We start from the raw sequence: 17,878 nt of genomic DNA on the forward strand, positions 1-17,878 counted from the left end.
CTCCGTCCCGGTGGCTACCTGAGGGGCAACGGGCGACAGCGCCGCCGTTCCGGGGTGGGTGGCCACCCACCCCGGAACTTCATCGCTTCCACCAAAACGAGACACTCTCGTCCAGATACAAGGGGGCAGGCCTCGCTGCCCTGTTGGCTCCCCGCGAAAATTTTTCCCCGCGCGAATCCTTGACGCTGCCTGAACCCCCACCCATATCCGCGTCGCTGGCACTCTCCCATCGGGAGTGCCAAACTCCATGCAACCTTTGGAAGAGGTACATCCATGACTTTTCGTCCGCTGCACGACCGCGTGCTGGTTCGTCGCGTCGAGGCCGAGGAAAAGACGGCCGGCGGCATCATCATCCCCGACAGCGCCAAGGAAAAGCCCGCCGAGGGCGAGATCGTGGCCGTCGGCAACGGCGCCCGCGACGAGAACGGCAAGGTCAACCCGCTCGACGTGAAGGTCGGCGACCGCGTGCTGTTCGGCAAGTGGTCGGGCACCGAGGTCAAGGTCTCGGGCGAGGACCTGCTGATCATGAAGGAATCGGACATCCTGGGAGTGATCGGCTGACAGGCCGATCACGGACATCCTGACGCAGGTCGGGATCTCCCTCCTCTCACGCAACTTTTCGAGGGCGCATCAAGCCGCCCGAGATCCCGGGTCGAGCCCGGGATGACGAAACGAAAGGAACATTGAAATGGCTGCCAAGGACGTCAAGTTTGGGCGCGACGCGCGCGAACGCATCCTCAAGGGCGTGGACATCCTCGCCGACGCGGTGAAGGTCACCCTGGGCCCCAAGGGCCGCAACGTCGTGATCGAGAAGAGCTTCGGCGCGCCGCGCATCACCAAGGACGGTGTGTCGGTCGCCAAGGAGATCGAGCTCAAGGACAAGTACGAGAACCTCGGCGCGCAGATGCTGCGCGAGGTGGCCAGCAAGGCAAACGATGCCGCCGGTGACGGCACCACCACCGCCACCGTGCTGGCCCAGGCGATCGTCCGCGAAGGCCTGACCTCGGTCGCCGCCGGCATGAACCCGATGGACCTGAAGCGCGGCATCGACATCGCCGTGACCAAGGTGGTCGAGGATCTCAAGGCGCGTTCGACCCCGGTTTCGGGTTCGGCCGAAATCGCCCAGGTCGGCATCATCTCGGCCAATGGCGACACCGAAGTCGGCCAGAAGATTGCCGAGGCGATGGAAAAGGTCGGCAAGGAAGGCGTGATCACCGTGGAAGAGGCCAAGGGCCTCGAGTTCGAGCTGGATGTCGTCGAAGGCATGCAGTTCGATCGCGGCTACCTGTCGCCCTACTTCGTGACCAACCCGGAAAAGATGGTCGCCGATCTGGATAACCCCTACATCCTGATCCACGAGAAGAAGCTGTCGTCGCTCCAGCCGATGCTGCCGATCCTCGAGGCCGTGGTGCAGTCGGGCCGTCCGCTGCTGATCATCGCCGAGGACATCGAGGGCGAGGCCCTGGCCACCCTGGTGGTCAACAAGCTGCGCGGCGGCCTGAAGATCGCCGCCGTCAAGGCGCCGGGCTTCGGCGATCGCCGCAAGGCCATGCTGGGCGACATCGCCACGCTGACCGCCGGCGAGATGATCTCGGAAGACCTCGGCATCAAGCTCGAGAACGTCACCCTGGGCATGCTTGGCCAGGCCAAGAAGGTCACGATCGACAAGGACAACACCACGATCGTCGACGGCGCCGGTTCGGCGGACGAGATCAAGGCCCGGGTCGAGCAGATCCGCGCCCAGATCGAAGTCACCACCAGCGACTATGACCGCGAGAAGCTGCAGGAGCGGCTGGCCAAGCTGGCCGGCGGCGTGGCCGTGATCAAGGTCGGCGGCGCCACCGAGGTCGAGGTGAAGGAGCGCAAGGACCGCGTCGACGACGCGCTCCACGCCACCCGCGCCGCGGTCGAGGAAGGCATCGTCCCGGGCGGCGGCACCGCGCTGCTCTATGCCACCAAGGCCCTGGACGGGCTGAAGGGCGCCAACGACGACCAGACCAAGGGCATCGACATCGTGCGCCGCGCGATCCAGGCCCCGCTGCGCCAGATCGCCCAGAACGCCGGCCACGATGGCGCCGTCGTCGCGGGCAACCTGCTGCGCGAAGGTGACCAGAACCAGGGCTTCAACGCCGCGACGGACACCTACGAGAACCTGAAGGCCGCCGGCGTGATCGACCCGACCAAGGTCGTGCGCACCGCCCTGCAGGACGCGGCCTCGGTCTCGGGCCTGCTGATCACCACCGAGGCGGGCATCGTCGAGCGCGCCGAGGACAAGCCCGCCATGCCGGCCATGCCGGGCGGCGGCATGGGTGGCATGGACTTCTGAGGTCTACGTCAAACCACGCAGGAATGGGGCCGGGAGAGCGATCTCCCGGCCCTTTTTCGTTGCCGGCGAGCCATTTGCCCGTTCCCGGGACCATCGCGGCGATGGCACGGCTCGTCGCGGCGGCGGGGCGCCGGGGGCTTGCGCCGATTGTTTCAACGTGGTTAGCGTTTCGTCAACGCGGGCAGTGGTAAGGTCTCAGGCGTGACATCGCGAATGCTGGCCAATCTTGTTCGTCTTCTTTCGGCCGCGAGCCTGGCGCTCGCGCCGGTGGCCGTCGTGGCCGCCCCGGCCCCTGCGGCCGACAGCCTGGAAAGCCAGTTCGACCGGCTGCTCGGCACGGCACCGCGGGCGGCCCGCTCCGGTGCGGTCAAGCCGGCCCCGGTCGTCCTGCTGCCCGAACGCGGCCGCGCCACGGCCGAACGGTTCGTCGACCTGCCCCGCCCCACGGCCCCGGCGCGCGGGGGCGATGCGCTGGAGGTCCAACTGGCCGCCCTGGCCGATGCCTCGCAGGGCCGAATCGGCGTCGCCGCGCTCGATCTGGCCACCGGCCGCACCGTCGCGGTCCGCGGCGACCAGCCCTTCCCCATGGCCAGCACCAGCAAGATCGCCATCGTCGCGATGTTCCTGGCCGGGGTCGATCAGGGCAAGTGGTCGCTGAGTGACCGCTATCCGCTGATGGTGCCGCTGCCCTCGGCCAAGTTCTCCACCTCGGTCGCCCCGGTGCGCCGGGGCACCGAACTGACCGCGCTGGAGCTGATCGAGCTGGCCATCACCCGCAGCCACAACGAGGCGACCGACGCCCTGCTGGCCGTGGTCGGCGGCCCCGCCGCGGTGACCCGCTGGGTGCGCGCCACGACCGGGATCGAGGAATTCCGCCTGGATCGCGACATCGCCACCCTGGTGCGTGACGATGGCGCGGTGAATCCGGCGCTGACGATCGACCGGCGCGACAGCATCACGCCCGCCGCCATGGTCCGCCTGCTGGCCGGGCTGCACCAGGGCAACTGGCTGAGCCGCAGCAGCCGCGACGTCCTGCTCGGCGCGATGAGCCGCTGCGTCACCGGCAAGCACCGCATGCGCGCCATGCTGCCCGAAGGCACCGCGATTGCCCACAAGACCGGCACCCTGTTCAACACCGCCAGCGATGTCGGCTTCATCGAGACCCCCGACGGCCGCAAGCTGGCCGTGGCGATCTATGTCACCGGGCAGGGCGGCAAGCCCGGCCGCGAATCGCGCATCGCCCTGCTGGCCCGCACGATCTACGACGGCTATTCCACCGAAAGCCCGCTGCGCGCCGCGCTGCGCTGAGGGGCCAGGCCTGACCCGCCGGCCGACGCGGTCCGCGCGCCCCGGCCAAGATACCCGACCAGAATCACCCTGGCGCCCATAGCCCTCGGCTGCCCCCGCGAACCCTTGCCGAATCCGGTGGTTGCGCCCATCTGCCGGGCATGAGCGAGCCCCCCGCACCGCTGCGCAAGACCGGCCATGCCAAGGCCCGTGCCGCCGCCGAACGCAAGCGGGCCGAGGCTATCGCGGCCGGGCTGGACGATGGCTTCGTCGCCACGCTGGTCGAGCGGTTCTATGCGGCGATCCGCGGCGATGCGACACTGGGCCCGATCTTCACCGCGCGAATCGCCGAATGGCCGGTCCACCTCGAACGCATGAACCGGTTCTGGCGCGCGATCCTGCACGGCTCGGGCGAGTATTCGGGCAATCCGATGCAGGCGCACATGGCGCTGCCGGGGCTGACCAAGGCCCATTTCATCCAGTGGCTGACCCTGTTCTACGCCACCCTGCACGCCGTGGCGGCCGAGCGCGGGCTGGGCGCGGCCGAGCAGGCCCATGTCGCCCGGCGCGCGCGGATGATCGCCGACAGCCTGCTGACCGGGATCGCAACCCGCGCCCGGGGGCTGGCCGGCGCGCGGGCAGGGGCCGATCTGCCGGACTTCACGCCCGCCCCGCCAGGCTGAGCGATCAGCGGCTGCGCGGCTCGCGGGTCGGGGTTGCGCGCGCGTCCTCCCGCAATTCGTCACGCGTTTCGCGGGCTTCGTCGCGGGTTTCGCGACCGGCCTTGCTCAGCCCGTCGGCCGTATCATCGGCCGCGTGCGAAGCCGCCTGGCCGACATCGTGCGCGGCATCGCCGATCGCATCGCCCGCCTTGTCGAGATTGGTCGCCGTGTCCGAGGCCGCGCCCTTGGCAGCGTCCGCCGCGGCGTCCTGGGTCTTGTCCGAGCAGCCCGCCAGCGACAGGGCCAGGGCGAACGCGGCGATCAGCGGAAACGGGCGGCGCGCGAGGGGGGAGATCATGGGAGCATCCTTTGCGGCGAGTGAACCTGCCGCACCAATGCCGCGGGGCCGAACCGGGTTCCTGGGAGGGGGCCGCGCAGGGGTTGGAGGTGTCCGCTTGCGACTGCTTTTTGTCGCTCCGATCCTCCCCCGTTTTGCGCAGCACAACGGGGGAGGGGAACCGCGCTGCTGCAGGCAGCGGGGTGGAGGGGGACAGCAACCGGTCCCCTCCGTCAGCCACCTGCGGCGGCTGACACCTCCCCCGTTGCATCCTGCGGATGAAACAGGGGAGGATCTGAAGATGCCAGTCCCCCACCGGCACAGCGCGCAAAAGAAAAGGGCGCCCGGACCGAGGTCCGGACGCCCTTTTCGAATACCTTGCGGCGAAGATTACATCGCGGCTTCGGTGGTGGCGTCAGCAGCCGGAGCTTCGCTGGTGGCGTCAGCAGCCGGAGCGGCTTCCGAAGCGGCTTCGGTGGCAGCCGGAGCGGCTTCTTCGCCCTTGCAGGCCGAGAGAGCGAAAACGGCCGAGGTGGCGACAGCGGCGAGAACGATCTTGCGCATGGGAAAATCCTTGATCAGCGAGTGGACCACGCCCGGCCTCCCCACCCCGGATTGAGCCCAGGGCATGCAGATGGCCGCGCGGAAAGCCTACCGCGACAGTAGACTTCGCGTGCCAGATATCCGCGATGCGGGGAGGATGCAAGCACTACTCGCCGAGTCGCCACCAAAATGGGCGATCAGGGACGGTTTTCTGCCGATCTTGGCTTTGATAATGCGCAATTGTGGCAAGGTGATGGCCGAATGGGGCCATGGTTCGATTTTTTTGGGCCCCGCCTGTGGGTCGGCAGGGCTCGGGGCTGGAAGGGTCCGGGGCCGGACGAAAGCCCGGGGATGAACCGCAAGCTCCGCCCCGCGGCTCTGGCGCGGGGCGCCAGCGGTGGTAGGAATGCTGCCATGGACTCCAAGCAGCATCTCTATCTGGTCGACGGATCGGCCTACATCTTCCGCGCCTATCACCGCCTGCCGCCGCTGACCAACCCGCAGGGCGTGCCGGTGGGCGCGGTCTATGGCTATACCACGATGCTGTGGAAGCTGGCCGAGGACCTCCACCAGGCCGACGGGCCGACTCACCTGGCGGTGATTCTCGACAAGGCCGGCACCTCGTTCCGCAATGACCTGTACGATCAGTACAAGGCCAACCGCCCGCCCCCGCCCGAGGACCTGGTGCCGCAGTTCCCGCTGATCCGCGACGCGACGCGGGCCTTCAGCCTGGCCTGCATCGAGGAGGAAGGGCTGGAGGCCGACGACCTGATCGCCTCCTATGCCCGCGCCGCCGCCGCGCGCGGCTGGGACGTGACGATCGTGTCCTCCGACAAGGACCTGATGCAACTGGTCGGGCCACCTCCGGGCGAGGCCGCGGCGGGCGGCCGGATCGACATGCTCGACACGATGAAGAACCAGCGGATCGACATTCCCGAGGTGGTCGAGAAGTTCGGGGTGCCGCCCGAGCTGGTCGGCGACGTACTGGCGCTGATGGGCGATGCGGTGGACAATGTCCCGGGCATTCGCGGAATCGGCCCGAAGACCGCGACCAAGCTGATCCAGGAACATGGCAGCCTGGAGGCCGCGCTGGCCGCCGCGCCGGAGATGAAGCCGGGCAAGCTGCGCGACAGCCTGATCGAGCAGGCCGACATGGCCCGGCTTTCACGGCAGTTGGTCCAGCTCAAGGAGGACTGCGCGCTGCCGGTGGCGCTCGACGATTTCGCGCTGGAGGCCGTGCCCAAGCCACCGCTGGCCGCCTTCCTGGCGGAGCACGGCTTCACCAGCCTGCTGAAGCGGCTCGACGGCGGACAGGCCGCGCCCGGACCGAAGACCCAGCTCCACCCGGCCAAGCCCGTCAACGCGGCGGCGCCGGCCACGCCGGCCGCGGTGCGCGGGGACCGGCAGGACCTGCCACCGATGCCGCCGGTGGACCTGGCCGCCTATGAATGCGTCCAGACGCGCGACCGGCTGGAGCACTGGATCGCCCGGGCCTTCGACGCGCGCAAGGTGGCGGTGGACACCGAGACCAGCCTGCTCGACGCGATGCAGGCCGAACTGGTCGGGGTCAGCCTGGCGCTGGGGCCGAACGATGCGTGCTATGTGCCGCTGGGCCACGGCGGGACCGACATGTTCGCCGAGAAGCCGCTGCAGATCGACCGGACCGAGGCGCTGGCCCTGCTGAAGCCGCTGCTGGAAAGCGATGCGGTCCTGAAGATCGGGCAGAACATCAAGTACGATCTGAACGTGCTGGCCCGCCACGATGTGCATGTCGCGCCGATCGACGACACGATGATCCTCAGCTTCGATCTGGACGCCGGACGCGGGGAAGAAGGGATCGGGGGCGGCCACGGCATGGACGAGCTGGCGCGCCGCCACCTGGGCCACACCACCCTGGCCTTCAAGGACATCTGCGGCACCGGCAAGAAGGCGATCTCCTTCGCCGAGGTCCCGCTCGACCGCGCCACCCAGTACGCCGCCGAGGACGCCGACGTGACCTGGCGGCTGCACCGCGTGCTGAAGCCGCGCCTGGCCGAGGAGGGCGGGACGCGGGTCTACGAACGGGTCGACCGTCCGCTGGTGCCGGTCGTGGCCCAGATGGAGCGCCACGGAATCAAGGTCGACCGTGAGCGGCTGGCCCGTCTGTCGACCGAGTTCGCCACCACGATCAGCGCGCTGGAGCGCGAGATCCACGGGCTGGCCGGGCAGGAGTTCACAATCGGCAGCCCCAAGCAACTGGGCGACATCCTGTTCGACAAGCTGGGCTACAAGGGCGGGAAGAAGGGCAAGTCGGGACAGTATTCGACCGACCAGGGGATCCTGGAAGGGCTGGCCGCGCAGGGCGCCGAGGTGGCGACCAAGGTGCTGGAATGGCGCCAGCTCACCAAGCTCAAGTCAACCTACACCGACGCGCTGCAGGCCGCGATCAATCCGCGCACAGGCCGGGTCCACACCAGCTACAGCCTGGTCGGCGCGCAGACCGGGCGGCTGTCCTCGACCGAGCCCAACCTGCAGAACATCCCGATCCGCACCGAGATCGGCCGCCAGATCCGCGAGGCCTTCGTCGCCGAGCCGGGCCACGTGCTGCTCGCCGCCGACTATTCGCAGATCGAGCTGCGCCTGGCCGCGCACATGGCCGAGGTGCCCGAGCTGAAGGAGGCCTTCGCCCAGGGCGAGGACATCCATTCGCGCACGGCGCAGGAAATGTTCGGCACGGTCGACCGCGACACCCGCGCCCGCGCCAAGACGATCAACTTCGCGATCCTCTATGGCATCTCGCGCTGGGGGCTGGGCGGTCGGCTGGGGATGAGCGCCGACGAGGCCCAGGCGATGATCGACCGCTATTTCGAACGGTTCCCCGGCATCCGCCGCTATATCCACGCCACGCTAGAGAGCGTGCGCGAGAAGGGCTATTCCGAGACGCTGTTCGGCCGCAAGACCTGGTTCCCGCGCATCAACGCCGCCAATCCCAACGAGCGCGCGGGATCGGAACGCGCCGCGATCAATGCCCCGATCCAGGGGACCAGCGCCGATATCATCAAGCGGGCGATGGTGCGGATGGGACCGGCCCTGGCCGCCGCCGGGCTGGGCCATGTCCGGATGCTGCTGCAGGTCCACGACGAACTGGTGTTCGAACTGCCCGCCGGCGATGCCGCCGCGGCCGCGCCGGTGATCGAGCGGGTGATGGCCGAAGCCGCGCTGCCCAGCGTCCGGCTGGACGTGCCGCTGGGGATCGAGATCGGCACCGGCGCCAACTGGGGGGCCGCGCACTGAGCGCACATTTCGGCGTTTACGCAGTGTGAATTAGCAAGTATTTCAGTGGGATGTTGGCCAGGCCCCTGCTCCGCTGGCGACGCGGCCCCGGCCTGGCCACGCTGGCCCTGCTGGCCTTCATCGCTGCTGCACTGATCGGTGCGGTGGGGCTGATGGCCCAGACGATCATGGCCGAGCGGCATCAGCGCGAACAGGCGGCGCGGACCAATGCCGTGCTGATGGCGCTGCGCGACGTCAGCCGCACCGCGGTCAACGGCGAGACCGGGCAACGCGGCTACCTGATCACGCTCGACCGGCGCTACCTCGCGCCCTACCTCGTCGCGCGGCGGCAGTACCGGGCCAACATCGCCCGGCTGCACCGCCTGATGGGGCCCGACCCGACCCCGCACCAGCGCGCGCTGCTCGGCGAGATCGAGGCGCTGAACGCCGGGAAGTTCGCCGAGCTCGACGAATCGGTCGCCCTGATCGGTGCGGGCGAGCTGCTCGAGGCGCGCCGCCGGATGCTGACCGACAAGGGCCAGGACATGATGGAGCGCCTGCGGGTCGCGGTCGCGGCGCTGGAGACGGTCGAGCTCGCCTCGTTCCAGGTGGCGCGCGACCGGGCGGTGGCCTCGGAGGCGCGGATCGTGCCGTTGCTGGTCGTGCTGGCGGGGGTGATCGTCACCGCGCTCGGGCTGGGCCTGGTCCAGGTGATCCGCGCCGCCGATGCCGAGGCCCGCGCCGAGAACGCCGAAGCGCTGCGGCTGGCCCGCGACCAGGCCGACCTGCTGGCCAGCGAACTCAACCACCGGGTCAAGAACCTGTTCGCGGTGATCCTGGCGATCGTGCGGATGAGCGGCCGCGACCAGCCCGCCGCAGCCCCCACGGTGGAGCGCATCGCCGACCGCATCCACGCCCTGCTCACCGCGCACGAGGTCACCCAGGGCACCTCGGCCCGGCGCAGCGCGCAGCTTGGCGATCTGGTCGCCAACGCGCTCAGGCCCTATCGCAGCGACGAGCACCGGTGCGAGATCGCCGGCCCGGAGGTGGCCCTGCCCGAACGCGCGATCGTGCCCTTCGGCCTGGTCCTGCACGAACTGACCACCAATGCGGTGAAGTATGGCGCCTGGGCCCAGCCCGGCGGCCTGCTGGTGGTGCGCTGGCAGGTCGGGGACGACCGGCTGCGGTTCGACTGGACGGAATGGCCGGTGGAACCCGCCCCCGGGGCCCCGGGCGGGCGGGGCTTCGGCAGCACCCTGATCGACAGCGCGGCACGGCAGTTGCGCGGGACGATCGAGCGGACGTTCACAAGCGCAGGAATTGTTGTCAGGATCGCAATCCCGCTGACCGCCTGACTGGACCCGCATGATCCTCGCCCACCTGCCCGATCTCGCCGCCATGGCCCGCCAGTTGCCCGCCGCCGCCGTGGCCGCGGGGGTGGCCATCGCCCTGGCGCTGCTGGTCCACCTGGGCCTGTTCCGGCTGCTGACCCGGGTGGCGGCGCTGTCGAACCTCGATTCGGACGAGATGGTGGTCGACCGGCTGCGCGGCCCGATGCGCTGGGCCCTGGTCGCCCTGGCGGTCGAGCTGGCCGCGGAAAGCTCGCCGCTGCTGGCCCGGCTGTGGGGCGCGATCGACCGCTTCGTGATCCCCGCGCTGCTCGGCTGGATCGCGGTGCGGCTGGTGCGCGCCTATGCCCTGGTGGTCGACAGCCGGGCGCGGCTGCACGAGGACGACCTGTCGGCGCGCAGTCGCCGGACCCGGATCGCCATCCTCTCGCGCTCGCTGCGCTTCGTCATCATCTTCGTCACCGTGGCGTTGATGCTGCTGTCCCTGCCCGGGGTGCGGACCGTGGGGGTGACGCTGATCACCTCGGCCGGCCTTGCCGCCCTGGCCGTCGGCGCCGCTGCCCAGCCCGCGCTCAAGTCGCTGATCGCCGGGATCCAGATGGCCCTGACCGAGCCGATCCGGATCGACGATCACGTGGTGGTCGAGGGCGAAGGCGGCCGGGTGGAGGACATCCGCATGACCTATGTGGTGATCCGGACCGCCGACGAGCGGCGGCTGATCGTGCCGACCGCCAAGTTCCTCGATTCGAGCTTCCAGAACTGGACCCGGGTCGGCGGGGGGATCACCGGATCGGTGGTCCTGGCGGTGCGGCCCGGCACCCCGATCGATCCGATCCGCGCGGCCTACGAGGCGAAGCTGGCCGCCCGCTCCGAATGGGACCGGCGCACCTGCGCGCTGCAGGTGTCCGACGCCAGGATCGACTTCATCGAGCTCAAGCTGGTGATGAGCGCGGCCGAACCGGTTGCCCTGGGCAAGCTGCGCCTGGCCCTGCGGGAGGAGATGCTGGAATGGCTCCGCTGCGAACTGCCCGAGGCGGTCGGCCAGCCGGCGCCGACGGTCTGAACCCCGCACCCGGCATTCCGGACCAAGCCGGGCGGCAGGGGGCAACACTGGCGCGGGACCCAATCGCCAAAAAAAAGGGCCCGGTCGTTGCCGACCGGGCCTTTGAAGTCTTGGGAGAGGATGCCTGAAAGGCAGTTTCTGAGTACCCCCGACTCGGTTTTTGTGCAAGTGCGAAAAGCGCCAATTCGGTTGCGTTTTGTGCAATCGGCCTTCCCTTTGGTGCAGGTTCGCCGAATTCCGCGGCCCTCCGCCCTCCGATCAGCTGCGAATCATTCGCAACGGAGGGCCGAGGACGCTTTGCGCTGCACTGCAGCGTCACGCGATTCGGTCGTGGCCGGTCAATGCGCGAGCAGCAGTGCCGGGCCGTCCGGACTGGCCAGGAAGTGTTCGGTGACACCGCCGAACAGGAACGCCCGCAGGCGGCCGTGACCATAGGCCCCCATGACCAGGAGATCGGGCCGATCGGCGGCGAGGGCGGCGGTCAGCGTGGCCTCGACCGAGCCCTGGCGCGGCAGCGGGCGCAGTTCGGCGCTGATGCCGTGACGGGCGAGGTAGGATGCCACGTCGGTCGCCGGGAAGCCTGCCGGATCGGTCTCGATCACCAGCACGGTGACCGCCCCGGCCGTGGCCAGCAAGGGCACGCTGGCGCGCAGGGCATGGGCCGCGCTGGCGCCGCCGTCCCACGCGACGGCGACCCGTCCGAGCGGAAAGGCCAGCGGGCGATCGTCATTGACCGCCAGGACCGGCCCGCGAATCGCCAGCGGCAGATCGGCGGCGACCGCGTCCTGGCGGGGCACCACCACGACATCGGCGAGCAGCGCCGCGGCGGCGAGGGCATCGACGGGCGGACAGTCGGCGCGGACCACATCACAGCAGACGTCCTGCCGGGCGAGCTGGGCATCGATGGCCGCGGCAAAGGCATCGTCCTCGGCCATGACGTCGCGCAGGGCCTCGGCCGAGACCAGGCTGCCGCCCATCCCGTCGATCGCGACGAAGCGATCGACCGGGGTATCGACCACCAGCGTGACATGGCCCCCGGTGTGGCGGGCGAGCGCCAGGGCGGTCTCGATCCGGTTACGGCCGGCCGGGCCCGGGCGGGCATCGACGAGAATAGAGCGCATCGGCGTAACTCCCTTGAATGATACGGCGATTGTGGACCTCAGGACCGGGCCCGTCCATGACGTGGATCAAGCCGGCCGCGCCGTCCCGGGGCCGACGGGCCCGGTCCGGGCTGGTGACCGGCGCCCGTTTTTCGCAGCGCAGCATTGGCTCGTGACAGGGGCTTGGTCCGGCGATAGGAAGGGCCGCAAACACCCCGGGGCAGTGCCTGCCCCCTTGCGGCGGAGGACCGATGAACAAGGTTTATCCCGACGCGCAGACGGCGCTGGCCGGACTGCTGCGGGACGGCATGCTGATCGCCAGCGGCGGCTTCGGCCTGTGCGGCATCCCCGAGCGACTGCTCGACGCGATCCGCGATTCGGGGGTCAAGGACCTGACCTTCGCCAGCAACAATGCCGGGATCGACAACGAGGGCATCGGCAAGCTGCTGCGCACGCGGCAAGTGAAGAAGATGATCGCGTCCTACGTGGGCGAGAACAAGGAGTTCGAGCGGCAGTACCTGGCCGGCGAGCTCGAGGTGGAGTTCTGCCCCCAGGGCACCCTGGCCGAGCGGATGCGCGCCGGCGGCGCGGGCATCCCGGGCTTCTACACCAAGACCGGCGTCGGCACCCTGGTGGCCGAGGGCAAGGAGGTGAAGACCTTCGACGGCCCCGACGGTCCGGCCGACTACATCCTGGAGCGCGGCATCTTCGCCGACCTCGCCATCGTGAAGGCGTGGAAGGCCGACAAGACCGGCAACACCGTGTTCCGCAAGACCGCGCGCAACTTCAACGTCCCCGCCGCCACCTGCGGCAGGGTCTGCGTGGTCGAGGTCGAGGAGCTGGTCGAACCCGGCAGCCTCGATCCCGACGCGATCCACCTGCCGGGGGTCTACGTCCAGCGGATCGTCGTCGGCGCGCCCTACGACAAGAAGATCGAATTCCGCACCACCCGCAATACGGATGTCGGCTGATGACCACGCATGATGGACTGACCAAGGGCTGGAGCCGCGACCAGATGGCCGCCCGGGCCGCGCAGGAGCTGCGCGACGGCTATTACGTGAACCTGGGCATCGGAATCCCGACGCTGGTGGCCAACCACGTGCCGCAGGGCATCACCGTGACGCTGCAGAGCGAGAACGGGATGCTGGGCATCGGCCCCTTCCCCACCGAGGACGCGGTCGATGCCGACCTGATCAATGCCGGCAAGCAGACCATCAGCGAGCTGCCGCATTCGGCCTATTTCGACAGCGCCCAGTCCTTCGCGATGATCCGCGGCGGCAAGATCGACCTGACCGTGCTGGGGGCGATGGAAGTGGCCGAGACCGGCGACATCGCCAACTGGATGATCCCGGGCAAGATGATCAAGGGCATGGGCGGGGCGATGGACCTGGTCGCGGGCGTCAAGAAGATCATCGTCGTGATGGAGCACTGCGCCAAGGACGGCAGCGCCAAGTTCATTCCCGCCTGCACCCTGCCGCTGACGGGGCGCAACGTGGTCGACATGATCGTCACGGATCTGGCCGTGTTCCAGCGCCCCGACCACGCCAGCCCCTTCCGCCTCGTCGAGTGTGCGCCGGGCGTGACGGCGGACGAGGTGCGCGCCAAGACCACGGCGCATTACCTCGACTGAAGACACGGCTGCGCAATGCCTCTCGACTTCGCTCGAGGCGAACGGAATAAGCGAGGCATAGCGCGAGACGCCGCACTCAACCTGCAGGAGAGCCCCCGATGACCGACCTCGCGTCCATTCCCCTGACCCGCATCGACGGCCAGGCCGACAGCCTGGGCCAGCACGCCGGAAAGGTGCTGCTGGTGGTCAACGTCGCTTCGAAGTGCGGGCTGACCCCGCAGTACGAGGGGCTGGAAAAGCTCTACAAGGCCTATGGGGACCGCGGCTTCGCGGTGCTGGGCTTTCCCGCCAACGACTTCGGCGCGCAGGAGCCCGGCACTCACGAGGAGATCGCCGAGTTCTGCTCGCTCAACTATGGCGTGTCCTTCCCGCTCTTCGCCAAGGCCGACGTCACCGGCCCGGGCAAGCAGCCGCTCTATGCCGCGCTGACCGCCGCGCACCCCGACAAGTCCGGGCCGGCCGACGAGTTCCGCGAACGGCTGAAGGGCTATGGCATGACCCCGACCGAGGACCCCGAGGTGCTGTGGAACTTCGAGAAGTTCCTGATCGGCCGCGACGGCGCGGTGATCGGCCGCTTCGCCCCCGGCGTCAGCCCCGACGACCCGACCCTGGTCGCCGCGATCGAGGCCGCCCTGGCCGCCTGACCTGGGCCGCCGCCCCAGCCAGCGAGGGTGCCGCATGAGCTATGTCCTGATCACCGCCAACCGCAACTATTCGAGCTGGTCGCTGCGCCCCTGGGTGCTGATGAAGGCGCTGGACATTCCCTTCGCCGACCGGCTGGAGCCGTTCACCAAGCCGAGCAATTACGAGGAGTTCCGCAGCTTCTCACCCACCGGCCAGGTGCCGGTGCTGATCGACGGCGCAACATCGGTGTGGGATTCGCTGGGGATCACGCTGTACCTGGCCGATCGCCATCCGGCGGTCTGGCCGCAGGACCCCGAGGCGCGCGCCTTTGCCCAGGGCGTGGTGTGCGAGATGCATTCGGGCTTCGCCGCCCTGCGCAACGACTGCACGATGAACGTGGGCGTGCGGGTGCGGCCGCGGCCGATGTCCGATGCCCTGCGGCGCAACGTGGCGCGGGTGCGCGAGATCTTCGAGACCGGCCTGACCCGCTTCGGCGGCCCCTGGCTGGCCGGCAGCGCCTTCACCGCGGCCGATGCCTTCTACGCCCCGGTCGCCTTCCGCATCCGCACCTATGGCCTGGACGTCGGGCCCATGGCCCAGAGCTGGGTTGACCGGGTGATCGCCCATCCGGCGATGCGGCAGTGGGAAGAGGAAGCCCTCGCCGAGACCTGGCGCGAGGCCAGCCACGAGGCCGAGCTGGCCGAGGCTGGCGAGATCGTGGCGGATTACCGCGCGGGGTAGGACCTCGGAAAACATCGCCCACTCCCCTTCGGGGGAGAGGGTTGGGAGAGGGGCCAGCGCGCAACACCGGCCCCCGTCCCCTCTCAACTCCGGCTAGCCGCTGACGCGGCAAGCCTGCGTATCTCTCCCCTGAAGGGGAGAGAGCGGCCTTGGGAATCAGCCCAGCGCGGCCTTCAGCGCATCGGTCAGGTCGGTGCGCTCCCACGGGAAGAAATCGCCCTCGGGCTTGCGGCCGAAGTGGCCATAGGCAGCGCTCGGCCGGTAGATCGGCTTGTTGAGCCCCAGCCGCGTGCGGATCGCGCGCGGGGTCAGCCCGCCCAGTTCGGGGAGCGACAGAATCGCCGCCTCGATCTGGTCGTCGCCGACGGTGCCGGTCTCGTGCGTGTCGACATAGAGCGACAGCGGCTTGGACACGCCGATGGCATAGGCCAGCTGGATCGTGCAGCGCGTGGCGAGGCCGGCGGCCACCACGTTCTTGGCCAGGTAGCGGCTGATGTAGGCGGCCGAGCGATCGACCTTGGTCGGGTCCTTGCCCGAGAACGCGCCGCCGCCATGCGGGGCCGCGCCGCCGTAAGTGTCGACGATGATCTTGCGCCCGGTCAGGCCGGCGTCGCCATCCGGGCCGCCGATCTCGAAGCTGCCGGTGGGGTTGATAAAGTATTCGGTCTCGCGCAGCAGCACCGGCGGGATCACCGAAGCGACCACGCCCTTCACATAGGCGTGCAGCTCGGCTTCCTTCTCGCCCTGGTCATAGCCCGGGGCGTGCTGGGTGCTGACGACCACGGCGGTCGCGGCGACCGGCAGGCTGCCCTCGTAGCGCAGGGTGACCTGGCTCTTGGCATCGGGCTCGAGGAAGGGGGCTGCGCCGGAATGGCGGTCAGCCGCCATCTTCTCGAGGATCTTGTGGCTGTAGTACAGCGTCGCCGGCATCAGGTCGGGGGTCTCGTCGGTCGCATAGCCGAACATGATGCCCTGGTCGCCGGCACCCTCGTCCTTGTTGTCGGCCGCGTCCACGCCCTGCGCGATGTGCGCCGACTGGCCGTGCAGGCGGTTGATGAACTCGAACTTCTCCCAGTGGAAGCCGTCCTGCTCGTAGCCGATTTCCTTGACCGTGCGCCGGACCGTCGCCTCGATCTCGTCCTGCGCGCCGGGGGCCCATTCGCCGTTCTCGTAGACGCCCTTGCAGCGGATCTCGCCGGCCAGGACGACGAGCTGGGTCGTCGTCAGCGTCTCGCAGGCGATGCGCGCCTCGGGATCCTTGGACAGGAACAGGTCGACGATGGCGTCGCTGATCTGGTCCGCGACCTTGTCGGGATGGCCTTCGGACACGCTTTCGGAGGTGAACAGGTATTCGCTGCGCATGGGCTGACTTCCGATATAAAGAAATCTTTATGTGGGATCGCTCCTAGCCGCGCTGCGCCCGCAAGGCAAGCGCCGAGCACAGCGCCAGCGCCGCCGCCCAGGCCAGCGCCAGGCGATTGCCCCAGCGGGCAAACAGGGTGGCGTCGTGCGCGGGCGGCACCAGCCCGTCGATCCGGCCGGCGACGGGGCGCGGCAGGCTGTGCCGGACCAGCCCCTGGGCATCGATCACCGCGCTGATCCCGTTGGTGGTGGCGCGCAGCACGGGAAGCCCCTCCTCGATCGCCCGCAGGCGCGCCTGGGCGAGGTGCTGCGGTGGGCCCCAGGCGCCGAACCAGCCATCGTTGGTGGGATTGAACAGGTAATCGGGCCGGTGCGCGGGATCGACCACCTCGCCCGGGAACACGATCTCGTAGCAGACCTGCATCCCGACCTTGCCCCACGGCCCGAAATCCAGCGTCCGCGGCCCCGGGCCGGGCCAGAAATCGAAGGTCCCGCCCACCAGCCGCGACAGGCCGAGCGGTTCGAGCAGGCCGCGCATCGGCAGGTATTCGCCATAAGGGACCAGGTGCGCCTTGGCATAGGAGCCGCGGATGACCCCCTGCCCGTCGAGCGCGGTGACCACGTTGCGCGCGGCCACGGCGCGGCCTCGGCGAATCTCCAGGTCGACGGCACCGGTCAGCAGCAGGCTGTCCGGCCCGATCACCCGGCCGATCCGCTGGCGGGCCAGCACCGGATCGGCGGCATAGGTCGTCGCTTCGTAGAACCGGGCGGGATAGCCATCGCGCAGGTAGTCGGGCAGACCCGATTCCGGCCACAGCACCAGACGCGGCGCCCCGGTGGGCGGGCGGCGGGTCAGCCGGACGGCGGTGGCGAACTGGGCCTCGAACAGCGCGGGATTGTCGAGATCCTCCTGCGGGATCCCGGGCTGGACCAGCGTGAAGGCGAGCCGCCCGGCGCCATCGGCCGGGCTCAACTGCGGCAGCCGCCCGGCGGCCAGGGGCAGGACAACCAGCGCGATCGCCACCAGCGGCCGGGCCACCCGCTGGCTCCAGCCGAGCCACCACAGCCCACCCAGCAGCGCGACCAGCCCCGACAGGGCATAGGTCCCGGTCCAGGGCAGGACCTGGGCGAGCCCGGCCCGGGTGAACCCGCCCAGTGCGGCGGCCCCGAGCGGGTTCCAGGGAAAGCCGGTGAAGACCCAGCCGCGCAGCCATTCGCTGACGATCCAGCTCGCGGCAAAGGCGAAGACCACCGCCACCGGCCGCCCGCGCGAGAGCAGCGTGGCACCGGCCGCGGCCAGGGCGGGATAGACCGCCAGGTAAAGCGACAGCAGGAACACCCCGACCCAGCCGAGCCAGGCCGGCATGTTGGCCTGGTAGATGAAGGCCGTGGCGATCCAGTTGTTGCCGAGGGCGAAATGCCCCACGCCCCACAGCCAGCCGCATCCGGCCGCCTGCCACGGCCCACGGGCGCGGGCCAGCAGGCCGACCAGCAGGGCCGTGCCGAACAGGGTCAGCGGCCACAGGCCGACCGGCTGGAAGCCGCCGGCGGCCATGGCTCCGGCCAGCGGGGCCAGCAGGAAGGGAAGCAACCGGGCGGACG

16 protein-coding genes are annotated in these 17,878 nt (G+C 69.6%); 11 read left to right on the forward strand and 5 right to left on the reverse strand.

From position 1 onward, the window contains the following. Positions 1 to 273 precede the first annotated feature (273 nt). From groES to H7F49_RS15970, 4 genes are all read left to right on the forward strand, one after another. Positions 274 to 561, forward strand: a complete 288-nt coding sequence (groES, locus tag H7F49_RS15955) for a co-chaperone GroES (RefSeq protein ID WP_185684575.1) — start codon at positions 274 to 276, stop codon at positions 559 to 561. A 127-nt stretch (positions 562 to 688) separates the two neighbouring features. Beyond that, complete coding sequence (groL, locus tag H7F49_RS15960) at positions 689 to 2,326, forward strand: chaperonin GroEL (RefSeq protein WP_185684576.1); 1,638 nt, start codon at positions 689 to 691, stop codon at positions 2,324 to 2,326. Positions 2,327 to 2,527: 201 nt separating this feature from the next. Next, positions 2,528 to 3,634, forward strand: a complete 1,107-nt coding sequence (locus H7F49_RS15965; protein WP_328806812.1) for a serine hydrolase — start codon at positions 2,528 to 2,530, stop codon at positions 3,632 to 3,634. A 140-nt stretch (positions 3,635 to 3,774) separates the two neighbouring features. Next, a complete protein-coding gene (locus H7F49_RS15970) occupies positions 3,775 to 4,296 on the forward strand; it encodes a group III truncated hemoglobin (RefSeq protein WP_185684577.1) in 522 nt (173 codons plus the stop codon). 4 nt (positions 4,297 to 4,300) lie between these two features. Here the strand turns inward: H7F49_RS15970 and H7F49_RS15975 are convergent, their stop codons facing one another. Both H7F49_RS15975 and H7F49_RS15980 read right to left on the reverse strand, forming a co-directional pair. Further along, on the reverse strand, positions 4,301 to 4,633 hold the full coding sequence (locus H7F49_RS15975; protein WP_185684578.1) for a hypothetical protein: 333 nt from the start codon (positions 4,631 to 4,633) through the stop codon (positions 4,301 to 4,303). 369 nt (positions 4,634 to 5,002) lie between these two features. Next, the gene (locus tag H7F49_RS15980; RefSeq protein ID WP_185684579.1) at positions 5,003 to 5,176 is read right to left on the reverse strand and encodes a hypothetical protein; all 174 of its coding nucleotides are present in this window, start codon (positions 5,174 to 5,176) and stop codon (positions 5,003 to 5,005) included. 393 nt (positions 5,177 to 5,569) lie between these two features. On the opposite strand from H7F49_RS15980, the gene polA reads away from it, so the two are divergent. The 3 genes from polA to H7F49_RS15995 are packed head-to-tail and all read left to right on the forward strand — an operon-like array spanning position 5,570 to position 10,819. Next, the gene (polA, locus tag H7F49_RS15985; RefSeq protein ID WP_185684580.1) at positions 5,570 to 8,428 is read left to right on the forward strand and encodes a DNA polymerase I; all 2,859 of its coding nucleotides are present in this window, start codon (positions 5,570 to 5,572) and stop codon (positions 8,426 to 8,428) included. Positions 8,429 to 8,478: 50 nt separating this feature from the next. Next, positions 8,479 to 9,762: a CHASE3 domain-containing protein gene (locus H7F49_RS15990; protein ID WP_185684581.1), complete on the forward strand. Its 1,284-nt coding sequence runs from the start codon at positions 8,479 to 8,481 to the stop codon at positions 9,760 to 9,762. A 10-nt stretch (positions 9,763 to 9,772) separates the two neighbouring features. Next, the gene (locus tag H7F49_RS15995; RefSeq protein WP_185684582.1) at positions 9,773 to 10,819 is read left to right on the forward strand and encodes a mechanosensitive ion channel family protein; all 1,047 of its coding nucleotides are present in this window, start codon (positions 9,773 to 9,775) and stop codon (positions 10,817 to 10,819) included. Positions 10,820 to 11,157: 338 nt separating this feature from the next. Here H7F49_RS15995 and H7F49_RS16000 read toward each other — a convergent pair whose 3' ends face one another. Then, a complete protein-coding gene (locus H7F49_RS16000) occupies positions 11,158 to 11,940 on the reverse strand; it encodes a universal stress protein (protein WP_185684583.1) in 783 nt (260 codons plus the stop codon). A 230-nt stretch (positions 11,941 to 12,170) separates the two neighbouring features. Between H7F49_RS16000 and H7F49_RS16005 the strand changes: the two genes are divergently transcribed. From H7F49_RS16005 to H7F49_RS16020, 4 genes are all read left to right on the forward strand, one after another. Then, positions 12,171 to 12,890 carry a CoA transferase subunit A gene (locus H7F49_RS16005; RefSeq protein ID WP_185684584.1) on the forward strand — a complete coding sequence of 240 codons (720 nt, stop codon included), beginning with the start codon at positions 12,171 to 12,173 and terminating at the stop codon, positions 12,888 to 12,890. Continuing rightward, on the forward strand, positions 12,890 to 13,549 hold the full coding sequence (locus H7F49_RS16010) for a CoA transferase subunit B (protein ID WP_185684585.1): 660 nt from the start codon (positions 12,890 to 12,892) through the stop codon (positions 13,547 to 13,549). Before H7F49_RS16005 ends, H7F49_RS16010 begins: the two co-directional genes overlap by 1 nt. A gap of 98 nt (positions 13,550 to 13,647) precedes the next feature. Further along, positions 13,648 to 14,193 carry a glutathione peroxidase gene (locus H7F49_RS16015; RefSeq protein ID WP_185684586.1) on the forward strand — a complete coding sequence of 182 codons (546 nt, stop codon included), beginning with the start codon at positions 13,648 to 13,650 and terminating at the stop codon, positions 14,191 to 14,193. A gap of 34 nt (positions 14,194 to 14,227) precedes the next feature. Next, the gene (locus H7F49_RS16020; RefSeq protein WP_185684587.1) at positions 14,228 to 14,914 is read left to right on the forward strand and encodes a glutathione S-transferase family protein; all 687 of its coding nucleotides are present in this window, start codon (positions 14,228 to 14,230) and stop codon (positions 14,912 to 14,914) included. Between the two features lie 156 nt (positions 14,915 to 15,070). On the opposite strand, the gene metK is transcribed toward H7F49_RS16020, so the two are convergent. Further along, positions 15,071 to 16,276, reverse strand: a complete 1,206-nt coding sequence (gene metK, locus H7F49_RS16025; protein WP_185684588.1) for a methionine adenosyltransferase — start codon at positions 16,274 to 16,276, stop codon at positions 15,071 to 15,073. Positions 16,277 to 16,319: 43 nt separating this feature from the next. Next, positions 16,320 to 17,831 carry an apolipoprotein N-acyltransferase gene (gene lnt / locus H7F49_RS16030; protein ID WP_185684596.1) on the reverse strand — a complete coding sequence of 504 codons (1,512 nt, stop codon included), beginning with the start codon at positions 17,829 to 17,831 and terminating at the stop codon, positions 16,320 to 16,322. Positions 17,832 to 17,878 lie beyond the last annotated feature (47 nt).

The sequence above is a fragment of the Novosphingobium aerophilum genome (assembly GCF_014230305.1).
Classification (GTDB): Bacteria; Pseudomonadota; Alphaproteobacteria; order Sphingomonadales; family Sphingomonadaceae; genus Novosphingobium; species Novosphingobium aerophilum.

What these genes read in the sequence shown, in the direction of transcription:
- H7F49_RS15995 (WP_185684582.1), top strand. Translation starts at nt 9,773, where the DNA reads ATGATCCTCGCCCACCTGCCCGATCTCGCCGCCATGGCCCGCCAGTTG.
- H7F49_RS15990 (WP_185684581.1), top strand. Translation starts at nt 8,479, where the DNA reads ATGTTGGCCAGGCCCCTGCTCCGCTGGCGACGCGGCCCCGGCCTGGCC.
- H7F49_RS16005 (WP_185684584.1), top strand. Translation starts at nt 12,171, where the DNA reads ATGAACAAGGTTTATCCCGACGCGCAGACGGCGCTGGCCGGACTGCTG.
- H7F49_RS15970 (WP_185684577.1), top strand. Translation starts at nt 3,775, where the DNA reads ATGAGCGAGCCCCCCGCACCGCTGCGCAAGACCGGCCATGCCAAGGCC.
- H7F49_RS15980 (WP_185684579.1), bottom strand. Translation starts at nt 5,176, where the DNA reads ATGCGCAAGATCGTTCTCGCCGCTGTCGCCACCTCGGCCGTTTTCGCT.
- polA (WP_185684580.1), top strand. Translation starts at nt 5,570, where the DNA reads ATGGACTCCAAGCAGCATCTCTATCTGGTCGACGGATCGGCCTACATC.
- lnt (WP_185684596.1), bottom strand. Translation starts at nt 17,831, where the DNA reads ATGGCCGCCGGCGGCTTCCAGCCGGTCGGCCTGTGGCCGCTGACCCTG.
- H7F49_RS16020 (WP_185684587.1), top strand. Translation starts at nt 14,228, where the DNA reads ATGAGCTATGTCCTGATCACCGCCAACCGCAACTATTCGAGCTGGTCG.
- groES (WP_185684575.1), top strand. Translation starts at nt 274, where the DNA reads ATGACTTTTCGTCCGCTGCACGACCGCGTGCTGGTTCGTCGCGTCGAG.
- H7F49_RS16010 (WP_185684585.1), top strand. Translation starts at nt 12,890, where the DNA reads ATGACCACGCATGATGGACTGACCAAGGGCTGGAGCCGCGACCAGATG.
- metK (WP_185684588.1), bottom strand. Translation starts at nt 16,276, where the DNA reads ATGCGCAGCGAATACCTGTTCACCTCCGAAAGCGTGTCCGAAGGCCAT.
- H7F49_RS16000 (WP_185684583.1), bottom strand. Translation starts at nt 11,940, where the DNA reads ATGCGCTCTATTCTCGTCGATGCCCGCCCGGGCCCGGCCGGCCGTAAC.
- groL (WP_185684576.1), top strand. Translation starts at nt 689, where the DNA reads ATGGCTGCCAAGGACGTCAAGTTTGGGCGCGACGCGCGCGAACGCATC.
- H7F49_RS15975 (WP_185684578.1), bottom strand. Translation starts at nt 4,633, where the DNA reads ATGATCTCCCCCCTCGCGCGCCGCCCGTTTCCGCTGATCGCCGCGTTC.
- H7F49_RS16015 (WP_185684586.1), top strand. Translation starts at nt 13,648, where the DNA reads ATGACCGACCTCGCGTCCATTCCCCTGACCCGCATCGACGGCCAGGCC.